The organism is Corynebacterium sp. MSK032, from assembly GCF_030232065.1.
GTDB lineage: Bacteria > Actinomycetota > Actinomycetes > Mycobacteriales > Mycobacteriaceae > Corynebacterium > Corynebacterium jeikeium_D.
In genome coordinates, this window is the sequence record NZ_JASPJR010000009.1 from 48,278 (window position 1) to 69,534 (window position 21,257).

Here is a 21,257-nt window from a genome sequence, read left to right on the forward strand (position 1 = left end):
GTTCGCCTTTCGGGACTTAAAAGATCACTCTTTATTATCGGCGTTTGTGACGGCATCGGCTGCGGCATCGGCGGCGGTGCCTGAGTGCTCGCGTGATGACGTCACCGGCGCGTCCGATATCGCCTGCGCAACCGGGATTGTCGGCGCCGACATGGAGGCGCTCGATTCGAGGTTTGTCTCTGGCGGCAACTGGATTTCGAACCAGTAGAAACCGTGACCAGGAAGCGTGATCTGGTAGGGATCAGTGCCAATTGTGGGGAAGGGAACCGAACCCGTGAGCTCTACCGGGGTGGCGCCGGCGAACTCGGACAGATCCAGCGAGACGGCCGCGGGGTAAGAGGACAGGTTGTTGACGCACAGCAGCACTTCGTCGCCGTATGTGCGCAGATAGGTCAGAACAGAGGCGGTATCGCTATTCAGCTCGCGGAAATCACCGAGGCCAAAAGCCTCATAGCGCTTGCGGACCTGAATCAGTCGACGCACCCAATTCAACAGCGAATTGGAGTAGCTCGCTTGGTTCTCGACATTGACCGCCTGGTAACCGTAGGTCGCATCCTGAATGGTCGGCAGATAGAGCCGACCAGGGTCGGCCTTGGAGAACCCGGCGTTGCGGTCGGGTGACCACTGCATCGGTGTGCGCACGCCATCGCGGTCACCGAGCCAAATGTTGTCGCCCATACCAATTTCGTCCCCGTAGTAGAGCACCGGCGAACCCGGCAGGGAGAGTAGCAGGGCATTGAAAAGCTCGAGCTGTGTGCGGTCATTTTGCAGCAGTGGCGCTAGACGACGGCGAATGCCGATGTTGGCCTTCATCCGCGGATCGTGCGCATACTCGGCGTACATGTAGTCGCGCTCGGCATCGGTGACCATTTCCAGCGTCAGCTCATCGTGGTTGCGCAGGAAAATGCCCCACTGAGCCGAAGACGGAATCTCTGGCGTGGACTCCAGGATCTCCGAGATGGGGAAGCGGGACTGCTTGCGCACCGCCATGAAAATGCGTGGCATGAGTGGGAAGTGGAAAGCCATGTGGCATTCGTCGCCACCGACCTCCGGGTCGCCGAAGTATTCCACCACATCGGAGGGCCACTGGTTGGCCTCCGCCAGCAGGACGCGACCCGGGTATTCCTCATCCATGACCTTGCGGCAGCGCTTCAGAAAAGCGTGGGTCTCGGGCAGATTCTCGCAGTTAGTACCTTCGCGTTCGAAGAGGTAGGGAACAGCGTCGAGGCGGAAGCCATCGATGCCGAGATCGGACCAGAAGCGCAGCACATCGAGCATCGCTTCCTGCACCGCCGGATTGTCATAGTTCAAATCCGGCTGGTGGGAGAAGAAACGGTGCCAGTAGTACTGGCCACGCACCGGGTCATAGGTCCAGTTGGAATCCTCGGTATCGACAAAGATAATGCGTGCGCCCGAGTAAGTGTCCGGGTCATCAGTCCAGACATAAAAGTCGCCGTAGGGGCCATCCGGATCAGTGCGCGACTGCTGAAACCACTCATGGGTATCGGAGGTGTGGTTCATCACCAGGTCAGTAATAACGCGGATACCGCGCGCATGGGCCTCGTCGAGAAGCACCTTAAAATCCTCGACCGTGCCAAACTCGTCGAGCACGGCGCGGAAGTCGCGGATATCGTAACCGCCGTCGCGCAGCGGGGAGTCGTAGAAAGGCGGCAGCCAGAGGCAGTCAACGCCCAGCCATTGCAGATAATCGAGCTTCTCCGTCAGCCCTTTGAGGTCGCCGGAGCCGTTGTTGTCGGAGTCGAAGAAGGCCCGGACGAGCACCTCATAGAACACCGCGCTGCGGTACCACTCGTAATCTTCCTTGGCGATAGTCATGCATCCCAGCGTAATGACTATGCCACTAGCCTGCAGAGAGAGTTTTCCTGCGAGATCCCACAAGACCGCGCGAGACGGCCGTCCTGGGAGACCTCATTAAACAGCATTCTAAACAGCCTTGTGTTCCTGAATCAGCGCGGTGAGCTGGTACGCATCATCCAACTTCAACTCCGTTGCCACCGGAGTGACCGCTCCCGGCACCATGTCGATTCGCACGTTTGCCACTCCCGCCGCTTTCTTCAGCGGAGAAATGGTTAGTGTATGCCCCTGGATGCGCTGCCAAGGGACTATGAACCGCGTATGCCAGAACCGCCCCTTGGTCACTAACAGCCCCCGCCGCGTGGCCTGCACCTTTTGGAATTTCCAGTCAATTGGGCTGAGCCACCACGCCGTGCGTGGAGTCTGCCAGGAGCCCAACAGGTCATCCGCGGAGGACGGTCCCGCAATCTCAGTCATCAGGTAATCGACAATCGCGTCCGTCTCCGGTGCCGGTGCCACTGGCACCAGTGTGTTGTTCGACTGTGTGCTGTCCAGGCCATAGCCCGCCACCGAGACATCCGCACGGGACCATCTCCACGGACGCCACCAGAGCGGTTGCACCACTTTAAACCCATGAATGCGATCAATGGGAATGGTCTGAGCGCGCGTCGACAACAGTCCGGCGGTAATCGCCAGACGCCTGCTTTCCGACGATACCTTCAGCGTGAAATCCCACGACTGATTTAGTACCCCGAAAAGGCCGACAGCGAAACTGCCAATCACAATCAGAGTAGTGATGGTTACTCCGCTGAGGATTTCTACGATGAGGTCGGTAAACAGCGCAGAGACAACGGCGAGGAGGATGAGAGCTATGCCGACGAAAAGACCGGGTCCAATGGCCACGGATGCAATCAGCCGTCCGACATCGACCGGGCCAAAGATGGTCTTCGCTTCGGGCATGCGAGAGGACATGTGAGCGCCGGAGTCGAGGGGCGCGGTGGAGCTGTCACCGTCGTAAAGCGAATGCGCCAGTTCGGTGTCCAGCTTTTCTACCTCACCCAGCACGTCGGCGCGGAACTGTTCGCACTGCGGGGGAGTGAGGTATTTGATTGTGAAGTGTGAATCGGAGCCGCCGGCTGTTTCAATGACAATTTCGGCGAGCCCGAAAATGCGCGCCAACAATGGTTGGTTGATATCCACCGCCTGCACGCGGTCGAGCCGTGCCGCGCGTCGAGAACGCAGTAGCCATCCGGAGCCGTAGCGAACCTCATCGTCGGTGAGCTCGTAGAACGTATACCGCCAGGACAGCCACGAGAAAAATGCAATCAGACCAATAATTATGGCGACCGCACCGGTACCGACAAGGAGACCGAGCCATGCCCAGTCGTAGAGCTGAGTCACGACCGCAACGGCCAACTGCCACTGATTCGCGACTGCGAATGCAGTCACCGCAGCGATTGTGGCAAAGCTTTTGAGCAGCGGAGATAGGGGATGAACTCTATGCCTCATTTAGAGACCCGCCATCCGGTCGTGGGCGCGCTGAGATAGACGAGCGCGCAGGGCGAGCGCTTCTTCACGTGGCAAACCGTGGACGGCTGCATCCGAGCTCGCCGATGCTGTGTTGAGCTTCAGCGTTGCCAGTCCGAATAGTCGAAGGAGAGGTCCTTCATCGATGTCGATGAACTGGATTCGTCCGTAAGGGACGACAGTGACCGAGCGCCACCAGCGTCCGGACGCAACAATGAAGTCGTTGTCCTCTTCGAGGTATCGGTGGGCACGAACTCGTCGACCGATGAGCCAGTAGATATATGCGAAGTAGAGCACGCAGGCGAGGACGCCCAACCACATCCACGGAGTCCACATCACAGCGGCGACGACGGATGCAATCGTGATAACTAGCAGGGGAGCGGCGTGCGCGACTCGCTTCACCTTAGCCAGCGCGGGGTCGACCGGCTGCAGCGCGGAATTCTCGGGGACTAATAAATCAAGCGGCTCCATAGTTGACAGTTAACCACAGAGGGTAAAGCTTGCGTCTGGCCTGGTGCTTCGGTAAGAACGGTGGCTATGGATCGCAGGAAACTCATAGCAGTACTTATCACGCTGATCACCATTTTGGTCTGCGTCGAGATTTATCGGTACATGCAGACTTTGCCAGCTTAAGTCGCTGGGCTCAGTTGTTGAGCACAACAGCACAGCGCTAACCAGCGCAAGCCTCACCCGCCTTATGCCTTATGCGCCAAAGAGCTGGCGCGGAGCCGCCCACGCATCGATGGCAATGTCCTCGACTGCCTGGGCGTCAGCGCCAGCAAAGGTGGTCACCTTGCGGTCATTGTTGTAGCGGGGCATGTGTGAGGTGCCTTCGCGGATGAACTCGACCGCCACTTGGTGGAATGGATGGTTGGGTTCCTTCATACCGAAGAAGCGTGCAATGTCGATGCAGTGCGGAGCACCACTGGTGCGGCCAGCAGGTGCATAGCCCAACCCTTCTCCCGGTTCGAACTGTGCCGCCCACACATCCAGCTCAGCCGCCACGGACCGTTCGGCGACTTTAACAGCGTATGAGCGAATCGCTGAGTCAGAAATGACATTCCCCATCGGACGTTCGGCATAGGCGGTGGCCGGAAATTCGCCGTGGCCGCGATGCCCCTTGGCGTAGCGCCGAGCCATCCACTCCCGCATGGGCAACTTGTCCATCGCCACAACCGGCGGTTCTGAGAAGAACTCTTCGCTGGTGGCAGTCACCATCGTTGGCAGTGTGGGAGCAAAGCTGTCAAAGCGAGGCCCAATTGCCGGATCCGAAGGTGAGGATGCCGACACCAATTTCTGGGCTCGAGCGACCCTGCGTTCGTCGGCACGCGAAAAGACGTCGGTGGACGGCGCACGTCCCACACCGATGCCCGCCAACGTGCGGCGGAGACGCGAGCCCGACAGCAGCGAGAAGGCCGGCGACATGGCGATGGTGCGCTGGATCTGGCCGCGAGTGCGTTCGTCGGCAGCGAGAGTGAGCGCCAGCGCCGCACCCGCCGATTGCCCCGAGATAGTGATGTTGTCGATATCGCCGCCGAAGGCAGGCGCGTTACGACGAGCCCACTGCAGCCCCAGATACAGGTCATCAATGGCCCGGTAGGTCTCTGTTTCACTGTCGCGCCAGAATCCCTCGAGGCCCTTGCGGTATCCGAGCGAAACGGTGACGATGCCTGCCTGTGCGAAGGCCGTCGCGTCCGTCCAGGGCTCGGAGGGATGCCCAAACTCGTAGCTACCACCGTGGATCCACAGCAATACGGGATAGGAAGCGTCCGCGGGCTCAGCCGGTGCGGTGACGGTGAGAACTAATTCGCGCTCGGGTTCACAGCGCCGAGTGCCTGACTGTGGCCCGTCAGCCACCGGTGCCGACGCGGCGAACGGAGCAGCATCTGCGTAATCGATATTGAAAACTTGTATTGCGTCATCGTGAATACGGCCGGTTAGCCTCCCACAGGGAGCGGAAATAGTCGTCTCTGTCATGGCGGAAAACGCCTCCTCGTCACGGTTGGTCCTGCCAGAACGGCGGGGAGCCTGTTTCAGACGGTAGGCGCACTCTGGTTTTTCGAGCACGCTACAGTTGAATTCACTATGACCAATGATGCACGAAATCCACTGTTGACACCGTCAGAATTGTTCTGCGAATTGCCAGATTTTGCGGCAATCGATGACAGCCACGTCCGCGAGGCCTTTAGCGAAGCAATGCGCAGCCATGCACGCGAGATCGACGCCATCGCCACGTCGTCGGAGGCGCCGACCTTTGTTAATACCATCGAGGCAATGGAAAAGGCGGGCCAGGATCTGGACCGCGTCGCTGCTTATTTCTTCAACGTTGCCGGCACGGACGCCACCGATGTCCGCATGGAAATTGAAGCCGAGATCGCCCCGCAGCTCACAGCACACCTGGATCAGATTCGCATGCGCAGTGACCTGTGGCAGCGCATCAATGCCATTGACAGCGTTGACGATGCCGCCACCCCGGAAGAGGCGAAGCTGCTGCTGAAGAAAGTCCGCGAAGACTTCCAGCGCGCCGGTGCGGACCTCAGCGACGAGGACAAAGCCGAGCTCAGCCGCATCAATTCCCGCCTCTCTGAGCTTTCCACGGCTTTCGGCGAAAACCTGCTGAAGGACACCGTTGCGCGCGCCGTGGAAATCTACGACCGCGAGGAGCTCGCCGGGCTTTCCGACGACGCCATTGCGTCCTTCGCCGCCTACGCGAAAAAGGCCGACACCGATGCGCCGTGGCTGATTCCGCTGGACCTACCGTCAACTCCGGCACAGCTGGCTGACCTGGATAATCCGGCTACTCGCGCCAAGCTCTACGAAGCCTCACTGGGGCGTGCGGGTGCTGCCTCCGGCAAGTTCGACAACTCCGACATTGTGCTGGAAATGGCGCGCCTGCGTGCCCGCCGTGCCAAGCTGCTCGGCTACGACACGCATGCGGATTACGTCATTGCCAAGGAGACGGCAACCACCGCAGAGGCTGCTCGGAAGCTCATTGCAGACCTGGCGCCAGCTGCCATTGCCAATGCTGAAGGCGAGTACAAGCGGGTCGCTGATCTGGCTGGCGGTGAGACGGTCACGGGCGCTGACTGGCCGTATTGGGAGCGCCGTCGTAAAGCGGAAGAATTCGCAGTCGACACGGAGGAACTCAAGAACTACTTCGAGCTGCACCGTGTCATCGAAGACGGCGTGTTCTACGCTGCCCGCAAGCTCTACGGCATCGAGGTAGTCAAGCGCGAGGACCTGCAGGGATACGCGCCGGGCACGACCGTGTGGGAGGTACGCCAGGGCGGAGGCGAGACCATCGGCCTGATTATTACGGACTACTTCTCGCGCCCGACTAAGCGCGGTGGTGCATGGATGAGCTCGTTTAGGGACCAGTCCCGTCTGCTGGGGCGCCTGCCAGTCGTGGTCAACGTGATGAACATCGCCGAAACCGAGCCGGGAACCCCGGTGCTACTGACGCTCGACGAGGTCACCACTGCTTTCCACGAGTTCGGGCACGCCCTCCACGGTCTGCTTTCCGACGTCACGTACCCGACCTTCTCGGGCACTAACGTCCCGCGCGACTTCGTGGAATTCCCCTCCCAGATTAACGAGAACTGGGCACTTGAGCCATCCATTCTGGCCAATTACGCCGTCCACGTTCGTACCGGTGAGCCGATCCCGGCCGAGCTAGTCGAGTCTGTGAAGAAGGCCCGCACCGCTGGTGAGGGATTCGCCACGGTTGAGTACCTCGCCGCGTGCGCCATCGATCTGGCCTGGCACAGCCTCACCGAGGAGGAAGCAGCTCAGGTCACTGATGTTGATGCCTTCGAAGCGGAAGCACTCGCTGAACTCGGCCTCGACGTTCCCCACCTGGCTCCGCGTTACCGCTCCCGCTACTTCAACCACATCTTCGCCGGCGGTTACTCGGCGGGCTATTACTCCTACCTGTGGGCAGAGGTGCTCGACGCGGACGGTTTCGGTTGGTTCACCGACAACGGCGGTGCCACAATCAGCGGCGGCAGCCACTTCCGCGAGGAGATTCTCTCCCGTGGTGGCGCCATCGACTTCATGGCCGCCTACCGTGCCTTCCGAGGTCGCGATAAGGACATCCAGCCGCTCCTCGAACGCCGCGGGCTGTCGGGCACTGATGCCTAGCTTCACGCTTTACGACGAGCCCCGCGACCGCCGCCCACTGGTTATTCCGGTCACCGGCAGGGTAGGTTGACACTCATGGCAGAAGCATTCGACAGAGTAGGGCAGTGGCTTATCCAATTGCCACTGCTTGCGCAGGTCAGCGTGCTATGCGTGGTTCTCCTGGTAGTCGGAGGGTTTCTTGCTTTCGTTCTCGTTGGCGCAATCGATGTTGTCAGCGGACGTCTGTGGCAGAGGTCGGTGCATCGGCGGGAGCGTTCGCAGGAGCGTCGAGGAGCGGGCAGCGAGAGCTAGCCGAAGAGGTAGTGGCCTTGCGGATAGCTCACCGAGAGACCCGATGAATTGAGCTGGGAGAAGCCCCCTTTAAGTGTTGGGTCGCTATCGCTGCCCTAAGGTATGTCTTAAAGTATTAGGAAATTTGCCCAACAGGCTAGAGTTGGGTAGTTCGCAAATATTTCGCAGTAGGGAGCTGAGTTAGCATGCATCGGTCGAGGCACTCGAAGGTCCTACTTGCCCTAATCGTTTTGCTTCTTCTCATCCTCATCGCTGGTGCAGTCACCGATTTCCAGTTTTAGCCTCGGTTTTAGTGCCGGGCATATAACCTGAAAGATCGGTGAACAGCAAAAATGAGGGATTAGTCGCTCACGAACCAATTAACGCTTGAATCCGGGGAAGCGAGGCAGGTCCTCGACAAGCACGGCCTTGCCCTCGGCATCGGTTAGCGGAATGCACCAGTTCGGGTACTGGTCGTGGCTCGTGCCCGGCTGGTTCTGAGTACGACGATCGCCGACCATGTCCACCAAGGCCTCACACTTCAGCGCGGATGGCGTCTGGTCGAGGAAGCGGTGCAGCCCCGTGACCAGTGCGTCAATTGGTGGCAGATTATCGCGGGTAAGGGAATGAACATCCATGTCCGCCGCAGCCGTGTCACCAAAGCAGCCGGCTTCCTTGGCCGCACCCAAAACCTTTCGAATCCACTCGAAGTCCCGGCGGTCTTCCTCCGCGACGTCGGAAAGCAATAGTCTCAGGCGTTCCCGTAGCTTGATGTGCTCGCCTGCGAGGTAGCCTGCCGTCGGCGGCAGATCGTGCGTGGTGACGGAGGACAGGCACAGGCTGCGGTAAGCGCTTGGTGGTTTCGGCTGGTCGCCCTCGGATTCAAACCACACGATCGAGGTGCCCATGATGCCCCGCGAGGCCAGGTAGTCCTGCACCCACGGCTCGAAAGTGCCCAGGTCTTCGCCTACGACGACGGCCCCAGCGAGCTCGGCCTCAAGTGCGAGAATGCCGACCATTGCCTCGTGGTCGAAGTACAGGTAGGTGCCATTGACGGGGGACTCCATCCGCGGCATGACCCAGAGGCGGAACATACCCAGCACGTGGTCAACACGAATGCCACCTGCGTGGCGAAGGATTGTGCGCAGCATGTCGCGCCAGGGGCGGTAGCCGGCCTCGGCTAGCTTGTGCGGGTTCCACGGCGGCTGCGACCAGTCTTGGCCGCGCTGGTTAAAACCGTCTGGCGGTGCGCCAACAGAGATAGCAGGAGCGAGCCAATCCGCAAGGTTCTCGGCATCCGCGCCGCCAGGGTGCACGCCGACGGCAAGGTCGGCCATGATGCCGATGCGCATACCCGCATCCAGGGCTGCCTCTTGTGCCTGGCCGAGCTGCTGATCGAGAATCCACTGCACCCAGAGGTGGAACTGGAAGATTTCCTCCCGCAGAGATTCGACACTGGCGTGGTTACCCAACGGTGGAACCAACTCGATATCGTTCTCGGTTACGGCACCAGAATCGGAAGTGGCAGCGCGTGCAGCATCGCGGGCAGCAGCGCGATCCGCGAGCTCGCGCTCGGTGCACCACGACGCGTAGTCGTATATGCCACGGCCCTCGGCCTCCAGCCAACGGTCAAATTCCGCCTGGCGTGCGCTGGACAGGGGGATCTTGTGAATTGCCCGCAATACCTTGAGCTTTGCAGCGTAGATGGGGTTGCGGTCAATCTCATCAGGGCTGTGATTGAGCTGGTGGAAAGAGTTCGCTAGCGCACGGGCTTCATCGGCCTCGTCCTTGTCCAGGTACCCGAACTCGTCGATAAGCTCTGGGCGCGCGTACAGCGGATTGACATAGCGGCGCGTGGTGGGCAGGTACGGCGAGTCTTCTACCGGAGGCAGTGGCTCTGCGGCGTGCAACGGATTGATGAGGACGAAATCAGAGCCCGCGTGCTCTGCACTGACCTGTGCCAAGTCGCCGAGGGTAGCGAAATCGCCAATACCCCAGCTGCGGCTGGAGCGTACCGAGTACAGCTGTGCCATGACACCATGCGCAGGATTCTGCACGTACTTGTCGGCAGTGGCGAGACGGTTGGGGGTTACGGCCACATCGCACTCAGCGACGTTGTCATCGTTGACTGCGCGCAAGCGATGCCAACCAAGTGGCAGATCCTCTGGAATTGCGAAGGCGGCTTCACCCATCAACACATCGCCGACCTGGCGTGGCGGTACCAAGTGGTGCACCTGAGCGCAGGGCCATTCTGCGCCGTCCTCCAGTTTCACAGTCACGCTGACATTGCTGCCGTGCGGTACGTGAACCAGAACTCGGTGGAAGATGCCCTGGCGGGTAACTACCACGGGCGGGAGAAGGCGAGACCACTGCGTGTCTGCCCACTCACGACGGGCGTCGTTGATGTCGGCATCGCTGGGATCTGGGCCCAGATCGATGTCGAGAGCAGCGAGAGTTTTTAGCACTGTCTCACGAGAGACGTGCACGAGTTGGCCCTCGGTGGAGTAGTAGGAAACCCCAACTCCGACATCTTTAGCGAGGTCGGCGAGTGGAGAGGAAAGGGGAGGATTGGAAGCTGCCTGTGTCACTCTTTCCATCATGCCAGTTTAGAAAAACTTTGCCAGCAGTAAGGCAAATCACTTCGTTATCGAAATATTTACTGAAATCACAACGGCGCAGGGTTTGATGTTCTAAGTTGATTCCTAACGAAACCAACGACGGACAGAACTACCGAAAGTAGGGGTTTGTAACTCGATGCGTGAATATACTACCGAGGCGAAATACGTCATCGGCGAGGACGAAACGATTATTACCTCGCTGCAGGAGCTGGTGCAGAAGCGCCCGAAGCTGGTGCTTTTCACTCGCCCCAAGAACTTTGAGTGGGTAAATGTCACTGCTCAGGAGTTCTATGACGAGGCAAAGGGCGTCGCTAAGGGGCTAATTGCCAACGGTGTTCAGCCGGGCGACCGCGTAGCGCTGCTCAGTGAGACTCGCTACGAGTGGAACCTGATCAATACCGCTATCTGGATGGCAGGCGCTGCTGTTGTCCCGATTTACGGCTCTTCTTCGTCTGGCCAGATTCGTTGGATTATTGAAAACTCCGGTGCTGTTTTCGCATTTACCGAGTCGCGTGAGCACACCGACCGCATGAAGCCTCTGCTGGTCGAAAAGGGCACCGAGAACCCGGAGGGCGAGTCTCAGCTGCGTCGTGTACTGGAGATTAACGCTTCCGCTACTGACACCATTAGCTACGAAGGCCGTGACATTGACGGCGACGAGGTCGAGCGCCGCATCAAGGACACCAAGGCCGACGACCTGGCAACCGTGATTTACACCTCCGGTACCACTGGTCGTCCGAAGGGCTGCGTGCTCCTGCACAGCAACTGGCTGGCGGAGGCCCGCGCCATCCTCACCAACGAGATTGGCCTGATTGCCCGTCCGGGGAACCGCATTCTGACCTTCCTGCCGTTGGCGCACGTGTTGGCTCACGCAGTGTCCCTGGCTTCGATGATTTCCGGTGCTACCCAGTCTCACTGGGCTGATACCAAGACCGTCACCCTGGAGTTCCAGCGTTCCCGTCCGCACATGATTCTCGGTGTGCCGCGCGTGTTCGAGAAGGTTCGTGACTCCGCCTACGCCTCCGCTAAGGAGAAGGGCGCATTCGGCCTGGCCATGTTCGAGCGTGCTGAGGCCACCGCCATCGAGTACTCCAAGGCACTGGATACTCCGGCAGGTCCGTCGCGTGTCTTGAAGCTGCGTCGCCAGCTCTACGATCGCCTGCTGTTCTCGAAAATTCGCGCAGCTATGGGTGAGGCCGTGCAGTACACCATTTCCGGTGGTTCGGCTCTGTCCTCTGACCTCGGGCACTTCTTCCGTGGTCTCGGTGTGCCTGTCTACGAAGGCTACGGTCTGACTGAGTCCACGGCTGCCGTCACCGTGAACAACCCGAGCGAGCAGATTATTGGTACCGTTGGTCGTCCGGTCGGTGGTTGCTCCGCCGCTATCGCTGATGACGGCGAAGTTCTGCTCCGTGGTCCGGTTGTGTTCGACCGCTACTGGAAGAACGAAGAGGCAACCAAGGAAGCCTTCATCGACGGCGAATGGTTTAAGACTGGTGACCTCGGTGAGCTGACCGAAGAAGGCCACCTGAAGATCACCGGCCGCAAGAAGGACCTCATTGTCACCGCAGGTGGTAAGAATGTCGCGCCGGGTCCGATGGAAGACCGCATGCGTGCGCACCCGCTGGTGTCCCAGGCAGTCGTCATCGGCGATGGTCGTCCGTTCGTCTCCGTGTTGGTCACTCTCGATGAGGAGGCACTGGAGAAGTGGAAGATTGAGCACTCCGTCCCCGAGCACACCTCGATCCGTGAACTCGCTGCCTCCAGCGCAGTTTTGCGCGCCGAGATTCAGGACGCCGTCAACTCCGCTAACGAGCTGGTTTCTCACGCAGAGGCTATTAAGAAGTTCCATATTCTGGACAGTGACTTCACCGAGGAAAGCGGTGAGCTGACCCCGACCATGAAGGTCAAGCGCAACATTGTCATGGACAACTACTCGCGTGACATTGAGGCTCTCTACCAGCGTTAATTCACGGTCTGCCCGCTGTCGATAGAAAACGGCAGCGTGTTGTTACCGCGCTAGCGCCCCTCACCCCATTAAGGTGAGGGGCGCTAGAAATTTTTAAGGAGTTTTCAGTTTTCGAAAGTCGGCAATCGTCAACATTCGTCGGTATTCGAAAGCAGAAAACTGCAATGATGTCACCGACACCGAAGATGTCGTGGGAGGGCGGGCAATGATTAACCACTTCGATGCTCGGCTACGCCTGCGCGAAGTGACCCAAGAGCTCTACGACATTGGTGACGAAGTTGCCGAACACATCGAGCACCTCGCTCAGGCGGTTGCTGATGTAGATCGTGAGCTGGTGGACGAATGTGTCCTCGAGCTCGCTGACATCGTCGACGAGGCCGTTGAGGACTGCCGCCCTCTGATTGGTGAGCTTGATGGCCTACGCCAAGCGTTTACCTCCGGCATTCGCTCGGGGCGCATCGGTACTCTTTCCTCCGCTTCGACACCGCGTCGACACCCGCATCCGGCACCGAAGTCACCGGATGTGCAGTCGCTGTCGCTCATCCCGGCGCCATTGAAGCATCCGGTTGCAGTCCCTACGGTCACGCAGGCAATGATTGCTCGCTCCGATGCCGTGGCCTCCTACCTGGAGGAACTCGCCGACTGGGTTTCCGCCGAAAACATCCGAGGCGTGGAAAAGCTCGGTAGTGTGGTGCTTCCGCAGCTTTACGCACAGTCTGGCCGCCGAGCACTGTCCGCTGCCGCCGCTTGGTGTGTTGCTGTTCCCGAGACTCATCCGGCAGTTGCCAATGCGCTGCGCGGCCGTAGGCCTCCAGAGTTCCTGATGGAACGTGCCCGCATCGATGAAATTGTCCGCCGCGTCAAGCAACGTCGAGCCAAGGAGCATGCGTGAGCGAAGCCTCCGCACACACCGATTCCTTCGGTGTCTACTTACACGTCCCTTTCTGCGCCACCCGTTGTGGCTACTGTGACTTCAACACCTATACGCCAGGTCAGCTGGGCAGTGGTGCAACGCAGGGAGATTACCTCGATGCCATCGTGGCCGAGCTTGGGATGGCCGTCGTAAAGCACCCCGAACTCGCGCGTGGCGCCGATACCGTGTTTATCGGCGGTGGTACGCCGTCGATGTTGGGGGCGAGTGGTCTTCGTCGTCTGCTCGACGGTGTGCGCAACAGCTTTGGGCTTGCCGACGATGCCGAGGTCACCACCGAGTCGAATCCCGAGTCGACCTCCCCGGAGTTTTTCGAAGGCCTGGCCGAGGCAGGGTTTACCCGTGTGAGCTTGGGCATGCAGTCGGCCGTGCCGCATGTGCTTACCACTCTGGATCGTACGCACACGCCGGGGCGTCCCGCGGCGGCAGTGGCGGAGGCACGCGCTGCCGGTTTTGAGCACATCAACCTCGACGTTATTTATGGCACGCCAGGGGAGTCGATGTCGGACCTCGATACGACGCTGGAGGCGGTACTGGCCACCGATGTCGACCATGTTTCGGCGTACTCGCTGATCGTCGAACCGGGTACTGCGATGGCGCGAAAGGTGCGTCGCGGTGAACTGCCCATGCCTGACGACGACGATCTCGCCGACCGCTACGAGCGCATCGATGCCGCACTGAGTCAAGCCGGTTTCTCCTGGTACGAGGTGTCCAACTGGGCGAAGCCGGGCGGCCAGTGTCGCCACAATATGCTCTACTGGCGCGATGGAAATTGGTGGGGTGCGGGCCCCGGTGCACATTCGCACCTGGATGGCACGAGGTTTTACAACGTCAAGCATCCGGCTCGCTACGCGGCGACCATTTCCGGCGGAGAGTTGCCGATTAAGGATTCAGAAAGGCTTACGGCCGAGGATCGGCACACTGAGAAGATTATGCTGGGCCTCCGTCTGGCCGAGGGCATCGATGCCAATCTGCTCGGTGAGAATGAGCTGGGTAAGGCACGTCGGCAAGCGGAAGCGGGCATGGTGGAGTTTGTTTCCGTCGATGGCGGCCAGCGGATTCAGCTGACCAATCGCGGTCGTTTGCTGGCCGACGCAATAATTGTTGACATCCTTAGTTAAACTATCCGCATGTCATCTCAGACGGATAAGCGCAGGCAGGAAGTTCTTCGGGCAATTGTCTCGGATTACGTAGCTTCCCAGGAGCCCGTTGGCTCGAAGGCTCTGGTGGAGCGCCACAATCTGGGTGTGTCCTCGGCGACCATTAGAAATGACATGGCGGTGCTGGAGGCTGAAGGTTATATCCAGCAGGAACATGCATCGTCCGGGCGTATCCCGACTGAGAAGGGCTACCGCCTTTTTGTGGACAATCTTTCGCAGATTAAGCCGCTGTCCCGGGCCGAGCGCCGAGCTATCCTCGAGTTCCTCGAAGGCGGCGTCGATCTGGAGGACGTGCTGCGCCGCAGTGTGCAGCTGCTGGCCCAGCTAACTCGTCAGGTCGCAGTGGTGCAGGTGCCGACGCTGGAGGTCTCCCGCGTCCGGCACTGCGAGGTCGTACAGCTCGCCGACGCGCGATTGTTGCTGGTAGTCATCACTGACACCGGGCGCGTGGAGCAGCGCAATGTTGAGCTGCCAGCACCGATGGATCCCGATCTCGTGCCGCTCTTGCGTGAGCATTTCAACCGCGCAATGTCGGGGCACACGCTTGCCGACGCGTCGATTGCGATCTCCGATCTTGCGGCTAACGCCCCGCGTGATTTGCGGGATGTGCTTATTCGCTGCTCGACGGTGCTGGTGGAGTCGTTGATTGAGAAGCCGAATGACAGACTCATCCTGGCCGGGGCATCGAATTTGACCCGTGGTAATATGGCCGGTCGCTTACCTTCTACGTTGCCCATGGTTCTTGAAGCTCTCGAAGAACAGGTGGTCGTGCTGAAACTGCTGTCGGCCGCGCAGGATTTGCACCACGTTCGCGTTTCCATCGGTGAGGAAAACGAGGACGAGGAGCTGCGCGCTACCTCAGTTGTTTCAACTGGCTATGGCACCGGCACCGAAATTTTGGGTGGCATGGGCGTAGTTGGCCCCACATTTATGGATTATCCGGGAACAATTTCCTCGGTTGCTGCTGTTGCACAGTACGTTGGCCGGGTATTGAAAGGAAGTAGCTAAAGTTGGCACGCGACTATTACGGCATCCTCGGAGTGGAGAAGGACGCTACGGACGCTGAGATTAAGAAGGCGTACCGAAAGCTGGCGCTCAAGTACCACCCAGACCGTAATCCGGGTGATGAAGAAGCTGCGGAGAAGTTCCGTGAGGCATCTGAGGCGAACGAGGTCCTGCTGGATCCTGAAAAGCGCCGGATTGTGGATATGGGAGGAGATCCTCTCAATCCGCAGGGCGGTATGCCAGGCGGTGGCTTCGGCGGTTTCGGCGGCGGCGGAGTCGGCGATATCTTCGAAGCATTCTTCGGCGGTGCGGGCGGTACCCGCCAGCGCCGCTCGCGTGTACAGCCAGGTGCAGATGCGCTGCTGCGTATTTCGCTGGGCCTCGATGAGGCATTCACCGGTGTCCGCAAGCCCATCACGGTGGACACCGCGGTGCTGTGTGAGCAGTGCGAGGGAACTGGCTCGAAGTCCAAATCCAAGCCGAAGATGTGTACCAGCTGTGATGGCACTGGCGAGATTCAGCAGGTCCAGCGTTCCTTCCTGGGCAATGTGATGACCTCGCGGCCGTGCCCGACTTGTGAGGGCACCGGCGAGATCATCCCCGATCCGTGTAACAACTGTGGCGGTGACGGTCGCGTGCGCGCTCGCCGTGACCTGACCGTGAATGTCCCAGCAGGTATCTCTGATGGGATGCGTATTCGTATGGCCGGTCAGGGCGAGGTCGGTCCGGGCGGTGGCCCGGCGGGTGATCTCTACGTGGAAGTTGCCATGGACCCACACCCGGTATTCGAGCGCGAGGGTGATGACCTGCACTTTAACGTTCAGGTTCCAATGGCCGATGCTGCACTTGGCACCGAGTTTGAGGTCGACGACCTGCTCGGCGAGCCAATGACCATCAAGGTTGATTCGGGCACCCAGCCGGCAGAGCAGATTCGTCTGTCGGGCAAGGGCATGCCGCATCTGCGCGGCGAGGGCAACGGTGACGTGGTTGCCCACGTCGATGTCACGGTGCCGACGAAGCTGGACCGCAAGTCCCGTGAACTGTTGGAGAAGCTCCGCGACCACCGCGATGATGATGCCAAGGTGGCTAATTCCAGCGAGCGACACGGATTCTTCTCCCGTTTCCGTCGCCGTTGAACACGCCATCCCCCCATAGCCCCACAGTGAGTGTGAAGCACGCATGAGTTTGCCCGTATTCCTCGGTGATTTCGCCGAGCTGCCGCACCCGGAGGAAATCATTCGGATCCTCGGGCCTGAGGCAAAGCACATCAGCGTTCGCAGGTTGAAGGAAGGCTCGGAGATTCTCCTGGCCAATGGCGCGGACATGGTGGTGCGGGCACAGCTTATGCATGTTGACCCGCGCGAGGTTCACGTCCGCGTAATCGCTGCCGAGAAGCGTGCACGTCCAACGCCGCACGTCACGGTAGTGCAGGCGTTGCCGAAGTCGGATCGTGCCGAGCTCGCTGTTGACTTGATGACCGAGGCTGGGGTTGACGAGATTATCCCGTGGGCGGCAGTGAACTGTGTGGCCCGTTGGCAGGGTGCAGCAAAGGTCACCAAGGCGCGCGCAAAGTGGCAGTCGGCTGCGCGCGAGGCAGCCAAGCAGGCTCGTCGTGCATGGATTCCGCCGGTCGCTGACCTGCATAGCTCCGCCGATATTGAGCAACTCATCCAGGAAACCACGTCAGCAGGTGGTGTGGCAGCAGTTTTGCACGAGGAGGAAACAGCTCCGTTCGTGGACTTCGCCGCGCAGGCAGCAAACGCTGACAAGGTTCTTTTCATCGTCGGCCCAGAAGGGGGAGTCAGCCCTGGGGAACTCGAGGCCTTCCGCGCCGCAGGTGCTAGCTCGGTAGTACTCGGCCCGACAGTTCTCCGCAGCGCCCTCGCGGGAGCTGCTGCTCTTTGCGCACTGGGCCCGTTGACAAAGCGCTGGGGCGGCGCACCCACGCCTGGTCAGTAGGATAGACGCATAATGACAAAGTATTCAGTAACTGCTCGTACCACTGCCGTCGTCGAGCTCGATGACAATCTCGCGCCGATTGTGGTCGGTCATGCGGATCAGAACCTACGTCTGCTGGAATCTCTGCTGGCAGCGGATATTCATGTCCGCGGCGGAGTTGTGACAATCAAGGGTGCTCCGGCGGATGTTTCGTTGGCTGTCCGCGCGTTCAAGGAGCTAGAGGCAATGGCCCGTCGTGGGCACGAGCTCTCCCCGGAGTCGGTGCGGCACGCGGTGGGCATTGTGGATCGCGGGGAGAAGTCCGCCAGCGAGGTGCTCGGTGGCGGCATCGTGACACATCGTGGCAAGACCGTGCGTCCCAAGACCGAGGGACAAAAGAACTACGTCGATGCCATCGACCGCTATAACGTTGTTTTCGGTATCGGCCCAGCCGGTACGGGCAAGACCTTCTTGGCCATGGCCAAGGCGGTTGCTGCACTGAAGAATAAGCAGGTAGAACGCATTATTCTGACTCGCCCCGCAGTGGAGGCGGGTGAGAACCTGGGCTTCCTGCCGGGTACTCTGCACGAGAAGATTGACCCCTACCTGCGCCCATTGCACGATGCGATGCGCGAAATGCTTGAGCCAGAGCTGATTCCAAAGCTGATGGAAACTGGGGTAGTGGAGGTCGCACCGCTGGCGTACATGCGCGGTCGTACCTTGAACAATGCGTTCATCATTCTCGACGAAGCACAGAACACTACTCCGGCGCAGATGAAAATGTTCCTCACCCGCCTGGGCTTCGGTTCGAAGATGGTCATCACCGGTGACGCCAGCCAGGTCGACCTGCCTCGAGGGCAGAAGTCCGGTCTAGCTGTCGCCCGTGAGGTGCTGCGCAGTGTGCCGGGAATCGCTTTTCCGGCGCTGGCGGCTGCGGATGTGGTGCGCAACCCGCTGGTAACCGCAATTGTCGAGGCCTACGATGACTACGATGCCTATAACGAAGGTATTGAACAGGGCGCCGAGTCCCCACAAAAGCGACAGTCCGCCACAAAGCGATAAAGGACGCTGAAATTACATGAGCATTGAAGTTTTCAACGAGTCCGGTCAGGGCGTCAATGAAGAGTCGCTTATCGACGTTGCCCGTTATGCGCTGGGCCGCCTGGACGTGCATCCGGCAGCTGAGCTGAGCATTCACATTGTCGACTTGAAGACGATTGAAGATCTCCACGTGCGCTGGCTGGACCTGCCGGGGCCGACGGATGTGATGAGCTTCCCGATGGATGAGCTCACTCCCGGCTCTGGTCGCCCCGATGCTGCCAGCCCAGGACCTGCCATGCTTGGCGACATCGTGTTGTGCCCCGAGTTCGCTGCGGGCCAGGCTGAGCGCGCAGGCCACCCTCTGAGCCACGAGCTGGTGCTGCTCACCGTGCATGGTGTGCTGCACCTGTTGGGCTATGACCACGTCACTGCTGAGGAAGAGCGCCAGATGTTCTCCCTGCAGAATGGTCTGTTGGCGGACTGGTACGACGACATCGATCGTCGTGGTGTCAGTTTTTCCGAAAAACCGATTAACCCCAATGCGTTCCCGGAACGTTCTAACGAGCGATGATCACTTTGATAATTGTCGCCGTTGTGGCGATGATCTGCGCTGGCGGACTTAACACAGTCGAAACTGCGGTCGCAGGCATTTCCCGTGCACGCGTGGCTGAGCTGCAGCGTGACGAGGTCGCGGGTGCTAATGCGCTTCTCAAGGTCGTAGAAAATCGCGCTCGGCACGTCAATGTGCTGGTGATTTTGCGGACGCTGTGCGAGTCAATCGGTGCAGTGACGCTGGCGGCGGTCTGTCTCAAGCTTTTCGAGCCGGAACGCTGGGCCATTGTGGCTGCAGTGGTGTTGTTGGCTCTGTTCACCTTCCTGGTCCTCGGGGTGTTTTCCCGCACGATGGGTCGGAAGAATCCGTACTCGATTTCCCTCGCCACCGCGGTCGTTCTGAGTTTTATGGCCAAGGTGTTGGGGCCACTGGAAAAGTTGCTGATTTGGTTCGGCAACATCATCACCCCTGGTGGTGGCTTCCGCGATGGCCCGTTCGCCACTGAAGTCGAGTTGCGCGAGATGGTCGATATCGCCCAGGAGCGCGGCATTGTGGAGCACGATGAGCGCCGCATGATTCAGTCTGTGTTCGATCTCGCGGAAACGTCGGCACGCGTTGTTATGGTTCCGCGCCCAGAGATGGTGTGGATTGAGGCGGATAAGCACTGTGGTCAGGCAGTGGCCCTATGCGTGAAGTCGGGTCACTCGCGACTGCCGGTGATTGGCGAGAGCGTTGAGGACATCGTCGGCGTCATTTACTTGAAGGACATTGTCCAGCAGACGTACTCGCGTACTGATGGTGGCCGCGGTGTTCGCGTCTCCGAAGTCATGCGCGACTGCGTTTTTGTGCCCGATTCCAAGCCACTGGATGACCTGCTCGATGAAATGCAGCGCACCCGCAATCACATCGCCATTCTCATCGACGAATACGGATCGGTCGCCGGTCTTATCTCTATTGAGGACATCCTCGAGGAGATTGTCGGTGAGATTGCCGACGAATACGACGAGGCCGAGCAGGCCCCCATCGAACCACTGGGGGATGCCTCCTACCGCGTGCAGGCGCGCCTCAGCTTGGGCGAGCTCATAGAGCTTTACGACGAAGCCCACGGGCGCCAACTCGTCTTCGATGACGAGGTCACCGATGAGGTGGATACGGTCTCCGGTCTGTTGGCATATGAGCTTGGACGTGTGCCACTGCCCGGTTCGTACGTAGAATATGCAGGACTGAAGTTTACCGCCGAGGGCTCGCGTGACCGTCGTGGTCGTATGCGGGTACGCACTGTGGTGGTGGAGCCGACTGCGGAGTTTTACTCCGAGGAAGAAGATACTGATGGGCAATCTTGATGACATGCTGGCCAATGCTGGACTTGGCGGAGATGCTGATGATTACAGTGCGCCGGAGGGCTTTCGCTCTGGGTTCGTTTCCATTGTGGGGCGTCCGAATACCGGTAAGTCCACGCTGACCAATTCCCTGGTGGGCGAGAAGATCGCTATTACCGCTAACCAGCCGGAAACCACGCGTCATCCAGTCCGAGGTGTAGTCCACCGCGAGAACTGTCAGATCGTTGTCGTGGATACGCCAGGTCTGCACAAGCCACGCACGCTGCTCGGTGAGCGCCTGAATGACATGGTTCAGGAGACCTACTCCGATGTGGACTTGGTCGCGATGGTCGTGCCTGCCGACGAGAAAATTGGCCCCGGTGACCGCTGGATTTACGAGAACGTCTCCAAAGGTTGCAAGAACATCATGGGCATTGTGTCCAAGGTGGATAAGGTCTCGCGCGACACCATTATTGAGCGCCTTATCGAGCTGCAGGAGTTGCTCGGTCCGGATGCCGAGCTGGTGCCACTGTCGTCGAAGTCCGGCGAGAACATCAACACGCTGATTGATGTCATGGCTTCCCAGTTGCCGGAGGGACCGCGCCTGTACCCGAAGGGGCACATCACCGATGAGGATCTGCACACCCGGATGGCAGAGCTCATCCGCGAGGCGGCCCTCGGCGGTCTGCGCGATGAGTTGCCGCATTCCGTGGCAGTCCAGATCGATGAGGTGCTGCCAAACCAGGATCGCGAAAGCGTCCTGGATGTCCACGCCGTTATCTATGTCGAGCGTTCGGGGCAGAAGTCCATCCTCATGGGGCGCGACGGTCGACGCATGGGCACCACCATTCACAAAGCTCGTAAGGAACTCATTGCGCTGCTCGGTCAGAATGTTTACCTTGACCTGCGCGTGAAGGTGCTGAAGGACTGGCAGTCGGACCCGAAGCAGCTGGGCAAGTTGGGATTCTAAA

17 protein-coding genes are annotated in these 21,257 nt (G+C 59.7%); 12 read left to right on the forward strand and 5 right to left on the reverse strand.

Annotation, left to right across the window (positions count from 1 at the left end):
• Window positions 1-24 precede the first annotated feature (24 nt).
• From treS to QP995_RS06545, 4 genes are all read right to left on the reverse strand, one after another.
• Complete coding sequence (gene treS / locus QP995_RS06530; protein WP_049170701.1) at window positions 25-1,836, reverse strand: maltose alpha-D-glucosyltransferase; 1,812 nt, start codon at window positions 1,834-1,836, stop codon at window positions 25-27.
• 108 nt (window positions 1,837-1,944) lie between these two features.
• On the reverse strand, window positions 1,945-3,264 hold the full coding sequence (locus QP995_RS06535; RefSeq protein WP_070600904.1) for a PH domain-containing protein: 1,320 nt from the start codon (window positions 3,262-3,264) through the stop codon (window positions 1,945-1,947).
• Window positions 3,265-3,324: 60 nt separating this feature from the next.
• Window positions 3,325-3,813 (reverse strand): PH domain-containing protein, encoded by a 489-nt coding sequence (locus QP995_RS06540; RefSeq protein WP_049170706.1) that lies wholly within the window; start codon window positions 3,811-3,813, stop codon window positions 3,325-3,327.
• A 231-nt stretch (window positions 3,814-4,044) separates the two neighbouring features.
• Window positions 4,045-5,319, reverse strand: a complete 1,275-nt coding sequence (locus QP995_RS06545; protein ID WP_049170708.1) for a carboxylesterase family protein — start codon at window positions 5,317-5,319, stop codon at window positions 4,045-4,047.
• A 108-nt stretch (window positions 5,320-5,427) separates the two neighbouring features.
• Here QP995_RS06545 and QP995_RS06550 point away from each other — a divergent pair, with 108 nt between their 5' ends.
• Both QP995_RS06550 and QP995_RS06555 read left to right on the forward strand, forming a co-directional pair.
• Window positions 5,428-7,482, forward strand: coding sequence for a M3 family metallopeptidase (locus QP995_RS06550; RefSeq protein ID WP_284853041.1), 2,055 nt, complete (start codon window positions 5,428-5,430; stop codon window positions 7,480-7,482).
• A 75-nt stretch (window positions 7,483-7,557) separates the two neighbouring features.
• The gene (locus tag QP995_RS06555; protein ID WP_042388817.1) at window positions 7,558-7,773 is read left to right on the forward strand and encodes a hypothetical protein; all 216 of its coding nucleotides are present in this window, start codon (window positions 7,558-7,560) and stop codon (window positions 7,771-7,773) included.
• 359 nt (window positions 7,774-8,132) lie between these two features.
• On the opposite strand, the gene malQ is transcribed toward QP995_RS06555, so the two are convergent.
• Window positions 8,133-10,352 carry a 4-alpha-glucanotransferase gene (gene malQ / locus QP995_RS06560; protein WP_049189616.1) on the reverse strand — a complete coding sequence of 740 codons (2,220 nt, stop codon included), beginning with the start codon at window positions 10,350-10,352 and terminating at the stop codon, window positions 8,133-8,135.
• 154 nt (window positions 10,353-10,506) lie between these two features.
• On the opposite strand from malQ, the gene QP995_RS06565 reads away from it, so the two are divergent.
• The 10 genes from QP995_RS06565 to era all read left to right on the forward strand — a co-directional run bounded on the left by QP995_RS06565 (window position 10,507) and on the right by era (window position 21,256).
• Window positions 10,507-12,339 carry an AMP-dependent synthetase/ligase gene (locus tag QP995_RS06565; RefSeq protein ID WP_016423122.1) on the forward strand — a complete coding sequence of 611 codons (1,833 nt, stop codon included), beginning with the start codon at window positions 10,507-10,509 and terminating at the stop codon, window positions 12,337-12,339.
• Window positions 12,340-12,544: 205 nt separating this feature from the next.
• Window positions 12,545-13,231, forward strand: coding sequence for a hypothetical protein (locus QP995_RS06570; RefSeq protein ID WP_016423121.1), 687 nt, complete (start codon window positions 12,545-12,547; stop codon window positions 13,229-13,231).
• Window positions 13,228-14,391, forward strand: a complete 1,164-nt coding sequence (gene hemW, locus QP995_RS06575; RefSeq protein ID WP_070438700.1) for a radical SAM family heme chaperone HemW — start codon at window positions 13,228-13,230, stop codon at window positions 14,389-14,391. Before QP995_RS06570 ends, hemW begins: the two co-directional genes overlap by 4 nt.
• A 9-nt stretch (window positions 14,392-14,400) precedes the next feature.
• Window positions 14,401-15,438, forward strand: coding sequence for a heat-inducible transcriptional repressor HrcA (gene hrcA / locus QP995_RS06580; RefSeq protein ID WP_016423119.1), 1,038 nt, complete (start codon window positions 14,401-14,403; stop codon window positions 15,436-15,438).
• A gap of 2 nt (window positions 15,439-15,440) precedes the next feature.
• A complete protein-coding gene (gene dnaJ, locus QP995_RS06585) occupies window positions 15,441-16,571 on the forward strand; it encodes a molecular chaperone DnaJ (RefSeq protein WP_049189613.1) in 1,131 nt (376 codons plus the stop codon).
• 43 nt (window positions 16,572-16,614) lie between these two features.
• Window positions 16,615-17,394: a 16S rRNA (uracil(1498)-N(3))-methyltransferase gene (locus QP995_RS06590; RefSeq protein WP_070607079.1), complete on the forward strand. Its 780-nt coding sequence runs from the start codon at window positions 16,615-16,617 to the stop codon at window positions 17,392-17,394.
• A gap of 12 nt (window positions 17,395-17,406) precedes the next feature.
• Entirely contained in the window at window positions 17,407-18,435 is a 1,029-nt protein-coding gene (locus QP995_RS06595; protein WP_070549896.1) for a PhoH family protein, read from the forward strand.
• 16 nt (window positions 18,436-18,451) lie between these two features.
• Entirely contained in the window at window positions 18,452-18,985 is a 534-nt protein-coding gene (ybeY, locus tag QP995_RS06600) for an rRNA maturation RNase YbeY (RefSeq protein WP_005511056.1), read from the forward strand.
• Window positions 18,982-20,310, forward strand: a complete 1,329-nt coding sequence (locus QP995_RS06605) for a hemolysin family protein (RefSeq protein WP_016423115.1) — start codon at window positions 18,982-18,984, stop codon at window positions 20,308-20,310. The genes ybeY and QP995_RS06605 overlap by 4 nt, the downstream gene beginning before the upstream one ends.
• 4 nt (window positions 20,311-20,314) lie before the next feature.
• Window positions 20,315-21,256 carry a GTPase Era gene (gene era, locus QP995_RS06610; protein ID WP_070607128.1) on the forward strand — a complete coding sequence of 314 codons (942 nt, stop codon included), beginning with the start codon at window positions 20,315-20,317 and terminating at the stop codon, window positions 21,254-21,256.
• Window position 21,257: the final 1 nt, after the last annotated feature.